The following is a 7631-nucleotide window of genomic DNA, read 5'->3' as shown; positions in this document are numbered from 1 at the left end:
TGCGTCTGTTGTGTATATGAGACTGTCCACGTTTGTGGTGGGGAGGGGTGGGGGCGGCGGGCGCAGATTTCGCCCCCGCCGCCCCCACCCGTCCGAACCTCACATCCCGCTGCGCTGCCCCGGCAGACTCGCCCGGCTCCCCGCATACGCCTCGCGGCCGTTGTCCGAGGCCGGGCCGAGGGACGCGGACGTCCCGACCGGGCTCGGCGGTGCCGTGCGGCGGGTCTGGAGCGGTACCGGGCCGCCGCCGTCGGGGTGCAGCGGAGAGGGCGCGCTCGGCGGACCGGCCGCACCCTCGGGGTCCGGCTGCCGCTCGGCCTGCGGCCGCCGCGCCCGGTAGGCCGCGCGGTACGCGGCCGGCGACGAACCCAGCTGGCGGCGGAAGTGCCCGCGCAGCGCCACCGGTGAGCGGAAGCCGCAGCGGCCCGCGACCTCGTCCACCGAGTAGTCCGACGTCTCCAGCAGCCGCTGGGCCTGCAGCACCCGCTGGGTGATCAGCCACTGCAGCGGCGCGCTCCCGGTGAGGGAGCGGAACCGGCGGTCGAAGGTACGACGGCTCATGTACGCGCGTGCGGCGAGCGTCTCCACGTCGAACTGCTCGTGGAGGTGCTCCAGCGCCCAGGCGACGACCTCGGCGAGCGGGTCGGCGCCGATCTCCTCAGGTAAAGACCGGTCGAGGTAGCGCTCCTGACCGCCGCTTCGGCGCGGGGGGACCACCAGGCGTCGGGCCAGCGCGCCGGCCGCCTCGTTGCCGTGGTCCGTCCGCACGATGTGGAGACAGAGATCGATTCCGGCCGCCGTACCCGCGGACGTCAGCACATCGCCGTCGTCCACGAACAGCTCGCGCGGATCCACGTGCACCGACGGGTAGCGCTTGGCGAGCGTCGGTGCGTACATCCAGTGGGTGGTGGCCGGCCGGCTGTCCAGCAGGCCCGCCGCCGCCAGCACGAAGGCGCCGGTGCACAGACCCACTATGCGGGCGCCCTCCTCGTGCGCCCGGCGCAGTGCGTCGAGTGCGTCCTCCGGTGGCGGCGAGGTGATCGAACGCCAGGCGGGCACGACGACGGTGCCCGCTCGCGAGATCGCCTCCAGGCCATGCGGTGCGGTGAGTTCCAGGCCTCCTGTGGTCCGCAGTGGGCCTTCCTCGCCGCCGCACACCAGCAGTCGGTAGCGCGGAACGCCGGCGTCCTGGCGGTCGATTCCGAACACCGACAGCGGTATGGAACTCTCGAAGATGGGGCCGCCGCTGAACAGCAGCACCGCGACGATCTCCTTGCGGCGTCGCCCGGAAAGTTTCCGGGCCGCGGCTTCCGGCGCGGCAGTGGAGTCGTGGCTCATACTGCTAAGCCCCCCTCGGTGGTCGCGGCTCCTCGGTTGTGTCGCTCCTGCACGTTTCCCCTTGGTCCTGCACGAGTCCCCCGCCGTAAGACAGTCAAGATCGAATCTACTGCGTCACGTGGTGCCGGGGAGACCAGTTGGGCATCCGGCACATTGTCGACTTGGCAACTTGGCGTGAAGCATTCGATCACGAAGCGTTGCACTCGTGGGGCGTGCAGGGAAGTGCGCCTTGTCGCCGTGGCCAATCCACGTAGGGTGCGCGGTGCCCCTCAGGCCCTTTCCGTGCAGGTGGAACGGGGGTTGGGGGGTGGTCGGGGCAAGGGACGCGCGGTGGCCGGAAGTTGGCTGAAAAGAGACGGATGCGTGCGCGGAAACCGGTCAGCCGACCGGTGTATTTCCCCCACTGTGACGTCCGCCTCTGCGCGTCCCCGATCCGGTCCTGTAGCGGTGGCCGCGACGCGGTGCGCGTTCCTCGGCGAGCATGCGTGCCGCGCCGCGCTCCGACTGGCGCAGGAGGATACGGCAGACCGCGGTGACGGCGGCGAGACCGAGGGCGGTGCCCGCGGCGCCGGCGAGGGAGGTGCCGTACCAGAGGAGGACCACGGGGACCACGACACAGCTGAAGGCCGCCCACCGGACGACGTCGGTCGAGGAGTCATGGGCGGGGGGTCGTGGTCCGGACATGGTGTACTCCCTGTGCGTGGCTCGTGGGGTTCAACGCGTGTTCGATCGGTCGGTCACTGTGCGTGCGGGTATGAGCCGGGAAGCCCGGCCGGTGCCTGAGCGCTGGGCAAAACCGCCTGTACAGCGCAGCAACCATTGCGTTGCGGGCGCCCCCTCGTGCATGCTCCCTGGAACCCCCACGCACCGGGGGCGCGATCTGGGCTAAGGAGGCGTGCCGCCGTACCCTTGGGGGTATGGGGTTGGGAAGATGATTCCCGGACACAGGCTCCGCCGCACACTGTCGGCCCACCCATAAAAGGATCACAACGCCGAGACAGCCATGGCCGGTCACGAATTCTTCGAACCCGCGGACCGCAAGCGGCCCGTCGCCGACCCCACGGCGGCCGAGCCCCTGGCGGCGGAAGAGCCACGCCAATCCTGCGACCCCGCCTTCAAGCATGGCGTCGTGGTGGGCTTCGACGGCTCCATGTCCAGTGAGCGCGCCCTCGCGTACGCCATCGGTATGGCTCATCGCTCCGGGTCGGGCCTGATCATCGTCCACGTCGCCAACCGGCTGCCCACCACCGTGTGGGCGGGCTGCGAGCCACCGGTCTTCGTCGACGTTCCCGATCACCGCACCGAGGTGCTCGGCCTCGAGCTCGCCTGCGCGGAGTACCTCGCCGAGGTGCCCTGGATCCTCGTCGAGCGCGGCGGCGACATCTGTCACGAGCTCGAAGAGGTCGGGCGGGAGTACGAGGCGGACGCGATCGTCGTCGGCTCCACCCACGGCCTCGTCGGACGCATCTTCGGCTCCGTCGCCGGGCGGCTCGCCAAGCGGGCGAAGCGGCCGGTCGTCGTCATTCCCTGACTCGTCGTCCCCCCAGGTGGGACCCGCCGTGGGATCGGCTCAACTCCCTTGTGCAGCGCATAAATCTACTCGCGCGTAGAGGTGTTTGTGCCCTTGTGAAGGGCATATACCGGTCACCGCGCAACTGCACATGCATGAAGGGAGCCCGCCGTGGACAACGACGTCTCTGCGGGAAGCACCACCACGGTCGTCGGCCGACTCGCGCTCGGCGTCACCCTGTTGGCCGTGGGCCTCGGGTACACCGACGTGATCGACGGCGTGACGGCGGCCGACGCCGTGTCAATTGCCCAGTACGTGGGCGGAGTCGCCCTCTTCGTCGCCGGACTCATGGCGTTCCGCGACCGGGACACCGCCGGTGGTACGGCTTTCTCGGCGCTCGGCGCCCTCTGGTTCACCTGGGCCGTCTCGGCGCCGGGCTCCGACAATGCGGCCGGGTTGTTCCTGCTGCTCTTCGCCCTCGTGGCGCTGTCTCTCACGGTCGCTGCGGGCGACCAACTCGCCAAGGGCACCTACGGGTTGTTCGTCGTGTCGTTGGTGCTGCTCGCTGTCGCGAACTTCGCCGACAGCGGGAGTCTCGCCCAGGCCGGCGGCTGGTTCGCCGTGGCTGCGGGGGCGGTGGCCTGGTATGCGGCGACCGCGGCCCTGGCGCACTGGCCGACGGCCCTGCCGCGACGCGCTGCCGGCCGGGGCGTGACGGCCACCGGTTGAGCTGCGCCGGCTGGGGGTTGGGCGGCCCCCGGCGAAGAGAGCGGACCCCCCGTGTCAGGTGGCGACACGTGGGGTCCGTTCCTGTTGTCTGGCCTCTGCGGGTGCGTGGGGGCTGGTCGCGCCCACGCGGCGGAGCCGCACATTGATACAGCCCCGCGCCCCTTCAGGGCGCTTACTCCACCGTTACCGACTTGGCGAGGTTGCGCGGCTTGTCGATGTCCCGTCCCAGGGCCAAGGCCGTGTGGTAGGCGAGGAGTTGGAGGGGGATGCCCATGAGGATCGGGTCCAGCTCGTCCTCGTTCTTGGGGACGATGATCGTCTGGTCGGCCTTCTCCTGGTTCTGGTGGGCGACCGCGAGGATCTTGCCGCTGCGGGCCTTGATCTCCTCCAGGGCGGCGCGGTTCTTCTCGAGGAGGTCGTCGTCGGGGACGATCGCGACCGTCGGGAGGGCCGGCTCGATCAGGGCCAGCGGGCCGTGCTTGAGCTCGGAGGCCGGGTAGGCCTCGGCGTGGATGTAGGAGACCTCCTTGAGCTTCAGGGAGGCCTCACGGGCCACCGGGTAGCCCCGGACACGGCCGATGAAGAGCATCGAGCGGGCCTCGGCGTACTCCGCGGCCAGCTTCTTGATCTCGTCCTCCTGCTCCAGCATCTCGGAGATCTGCGCGGGCAGCCTGCGCAGGCCCTCGATGATCCGCTTGCCGTCCCGGACGGAGAGGTCACGGGTGCGGCCCAGGTGCAGGGCGAGCAGCGCGAAGGCGACCGTGGTGTTCGTGAAGCACTTCGTCGAGACCACGCAGACCTCGGGGCCCGCGTGGACGTACACGCCGCCGTCGGCCTCGCGGGCGATCGCCGAGCCGACCACGTTCACCACGCCGAGGACCCGCGCGCCCTTGCGCTTCAGCTCCTGGACGGCGGCCAGCACGTCGTACGTCTCACCGGACTGGGAGACCGCGATGTAGAGGGTGTCGGGGTCGACGACCGCGTTGCGGTAGCGGAACTCCGAGGCGGGCTCGGCGTCGGCGGGGATGCGGGCCAGCTCCTCGATCATCTGGGCGCCGATCATGCCCGCGTGGTACGAGGTGCCGCAGCCGAGGATCTTCACGCGGCGGATCTGGCGCGCGGCGCGGGCGTCCAGGTTCAGGCCGCCGAGGTGCACGGTGGAGAAGCGGTCGTCGATGCGGCCCCGCAGCACGCGGTCCACGGCGTCGGCCTGCTCGTGGATCTCCTTGTGCATGTAGGTGTCGTGGCCGCCCATGTCGTACGAAGCGGCCTCCCACTCCACGGTGGTCGGCTCGGCGGTCGTCCGGGTGCCCTCGGTGGTGTAGGTGCGGAAGTCGTCGGCCTTGAGGGTGGCCATCTCGCCGTCGTCGAGGGTGACGATCTGCCGGGTGTGGGCGACCAGGGCGGCGATGTCCGAGGCGACGAACATCTCCTTCTCGCCGATGCCGAGGACGACCGGGGAGCCGTTGCGGGCGACCACGATCCGGTCGGGGAAGTCGGCGTGCAGGACGGCGATGCCGTACGTGCCCTCGATGACCCGCAGTGTGTCGCGGACCTTGTCCTCCAGCTTCTCGGCCTGCGAGCGGGCGATGAGGTGGACGAGGACCTCGGTGTCGGTGTCGGAGAGGAACTCGACGCCGTCCGCCTCCAGCTTGCGCCGCAGGTCGGAGGCGTTGTCGATGATGCCGTTGTGGACGACGGCGACCCTGCCCTCGGCGTCCAGGTGCGGGTGGGCGTTCACGTCGGAGGGGGCGCCGTGGGTGGCCCAGCGGGTGTGGGCGATGCCGGTCGTGCCCTTGAAGCGGGCGGGGACCTTGGCCTCCAGGTCCCGGACCCGGCCCTTGGCCTTGACCATCTTGAGGCCGGCCGCCTTCGGGGAGGTGACGACGATGCCCGCCGAGTCGTAGCCGCGGTACTCCAGGCGCTGCAGGCCCTCCAGGAGCAGGGGGGCGACGTCACGCTTCCCGATGTATCCGACGATTCCGCACATATATACGTATTCCTCAGGTTGGGCCCGGTGGAAGGCGGCCGGCTCGGCTCAGCCGTAGACGATCCGCCGCAGCTGCCGGAGCGTGAGCTCCGGCGGCGCCACCGTGCGATATTTCAGGTCCGCCTCGATCCGTCCGAAGATCTCCGCGTTCACCAGGCCCTGTGCCTGGAGCTCGCGGTGGCGGCGACGGACGTACTCCTCGGTCGTCTCGTCGAAGTAGGCGAGCACGTCCTGGACCACCCGCAGCGCCTCGCCCCGGCTCAGGGGCGTGGACCGCGTCAGATGATCAACAAGTTCGTCGTGCACCCGGTAGATCCTGGGGTACCGGCGGCACTTTCGCAAGAAAGCTGCCCGATTTCGGGCAGAGGTCTGTGGGGACTCCTTGGGTGAACGTTGAAGCTGTCATGAGTCCCTGTTCGTGAGCCGTCCATTCCGCGTCCGGCAACCCGTTGCCTGAGGGGACGAGTTTCAGACGCTATGGACATTCCTCGCATGGGAGTACCCGAGCAGCTCGCCGAGCGCATGAGCATGGCCGAGCAGCACGAATACCTGCACGCCAGATTCTCGCGGCGCACGATGATCAGGGGCGGCGCGGTCACCGTGGGCGCCGTCGTGGGCGGCGCGTTCGTGCCGGGTGCCACCGCACAGGCGGCGACCCGGGCCGCCACCCGGACCGTCACGCGTACGGAGAGCGTCGACGGCGCCCTCGTCGCCCCCTTCGGCCGCCACCTCGCCTACGGCAGCGACCCGCGCACCGAGATGACCGTCTCCTGGCAGGTCCCGGTCGCCGTGAATAAGCCCTTCATCCGGATCGGCGCCCGGCCCTGGGACCTCTCCCGGAAGATCGAGGCCGAGGTGCGCACCCTGTACACCCCGGCCGGCGTCGGGGCGAGCGGCGACCACACGCAGTACTACCTGCACGCCGAGCTCACGCACCTCAGGCCCGGCACGACGTATTACTACGGCGTCGGCCACCAGGGCTTCGACCCGGCCGAACCGCACCTCCTCGGCACCCTCGGCACCTTCACCACCGCCCCGGCCCACAAGGCGCCGTTCACCTTCACCGCCTTCGGCGACGAGGGCGTCGGCTACCACGGCCTCGCCAACAACAGCCTGCTGCTCGGCCAGAACCCCGCCTTCCACCTGCACGCCGGCGACATCGCCTACGCCGACCCGGCCGGCCAGGGCAAGACCGCCGACACCGGCTTCGACTCGCGGGTGTGGGACCAGTTCCTCGCCCAGACCGAGTCGGTCGCGGGGTCCGTCCCGTGGATGCCGGCGTACGGCAACCACGACATGGAGGCCTGGTACTCGCCGAACGGCTACGGCGGCGAGGACGCCCGCTGGAACCTGCCCGGCAACGGGCCCGACAAGAAGAACCTCCCGGGCGTCTACTCCTTCGTCCACGGCAACACCGCGGTCATCTCGCTCGACGCCAACGACATCTCCTTCGAGATCCCGGCCAACCTCGGCATCTCCGGCGGCACCCAGACCACGTGGCTGGAGGCGCAGCTCAAGAAGTACCGCGCCTCCAGGGACATCGACTTCGTCGTCGTGTTCTTCCACCACTGCGCTTACTGCACCTCCACCGCGCACGCCTCGGAGGGGGGCGTGCGCCAGGAGTGGGTGCCGCTGTTCGAGAAGTACACCGTCGACCTGGTGATCAACGGCCACAACCACCAGTACGAGCGCACCGACGTCATCAAGGCGGGCGCGGTCACCAAGAAGCTCCCGATCGGCGGCACGGCGTACCCCGAGACCGACGGCGTGGTGTACGTGACGGCGGGCGCGGCGGGCCGCAGCCTGTACGCCTTCAGCGCCCCGCTGTCGTACGAGGGCCACGAGAACGACGTCGAGTCCGTGTCCTCGTACGTCAATGTCAAGGACGGCAAGCAGAACGAGACCGTCACCTGGTCCCGGGTCCGTTACCTCGACTACTCCTTCCTGCGCGTGGACGTCACCCCGGCCGCCAGGGGCCGTACCGCCACGCTGACCGTGCGGGGGATCGCCGAGACCGGAGCGGAGGTGGACCGCTTCACGGTGGCGCGCACGGCGAAGTGACCC

7 protein-coding genes are annotated in these 7631 nt (G+C 70.0%); 3 read left to right on the top strand and 4 right to left on the bottom strand.

All coding sequences use genetic code 11. The features are described from left to right. Positions 1-99: 99 nt before the first annotated feature. Together ACFWWR_RS28195 and ACFWWR_RS28190 are read right to left on the bottom strand one after the other, a co-directional pair. Complete coding sequence (locus ACFWWR_RS28195) at positions 100-1338, bottom strand: helix-turn-helix domain-containing protein (RefSeq protein ID WP_384306001.1); 1239 nt, start codon at positions 1336-1338, stop codon at positions 100-102. A gap of 378 nt (positions 1339-1716) precedes the next feature. Beyond that, positions 1717-2022, bottom strand: a complete 306-nt coding sequence (locus ACFWWR_RS28190) for a hypothetical protein (protein ID WP_383869199.1) — start codon at positions 2020-2022, stop codon at positions 1717-1719. 319 nt (positions 2023-2341) lie between these two features. On the opposite strand from ACFWWR_RS28190, the gene ACFWWR_RS28185 reads away from it, so the two are divergent. Together ACFWWR_RS28185 and ACFWWR_RS28180 are read left to right on the top strand one after the other, a co-directional pair. After that, the gene (locus ACFWWR_RS28185) at positions 2342-2869 is read left to right on the top strand and encodes a universal stress protein (protein ID WP_383869201.1); all 528 of its coding nucleotides are present in this window, start codon (positions 2342-2344) and stop codon (positions 2867-2869) included. 150 nt (positions 2870-3019) lie between these two features. Next, positions 3020-3577 carry a GPR1/FUN34/YaaH family transporter gene (locus ACFWWR_RS28180; protein WP_383869203.1) on the top strand — a complete coding sequence of 186 codons (558 nt, stop codon included), beginning with the start codon at positions 3020-3022 and terminating at the stop codon, positions 3575-3577. A gap of 172 nt (positions 3578-3749) precedes the next feature. Here the strand turns inward: ACFWWR_RS28180 and glmS are convergent, their stop codons facing one another. Beyond that, positions 3750-5567 carry a glutamine--fructose-6-phosphate transaminase (isomerizing) gene (gene glmS, locus ACFWWR_RS28175; protein WP_383869206.1) on the bottom strand — a complete coding sequence of 606 codons (1818 nt, stop codon included), beginning with the start codon at positions 5565-5567 and terminating at the stop codon, positions 3750-3752. 48 nt (positions 5568-5615) lie between these two features. Then, a complete protein-coding gene (locus tag ACFWWR_RS28170; RefSeq protein ID WP_053755677.1) occupies positions 5616-5873 on the bottom strand; it encodes a hypothetical protein in 258 nt (85 codons plus the stop codon). A gap of 186 nt (positions 5874-6059) precedes the next feature. Here ACFWWR_RS28170 and ACFWWR_RS28165 point away from each other — a divergent pair, with 186 nt between their 5' ends. Then, on the top strand, positions 6060-7628 hold the full coding sequence (locus ACFWWR_RS28165) for a purple acid phosphatase family protein (protein WP_384305998.1): 1569 nt from the start codon (positions 6060-6062) through the stop codon (positions 7626-7628). Positions 7629-7631: the final 3 nt, after the last annotated feature.

Source organism: Streptomyces sp. NPDC058678, assembly GCF_042714835.1.
In the GTDB taxonomy this organism is placed as follows: domain Bacteria; phylum Actinomycetota; class Actinomycetes; order Streptomycetales; family Streptomycetaceae; genus Streptomyces.
This window is presented reverse-complemented; position numbering and strand designations above follow the sequence as displayed.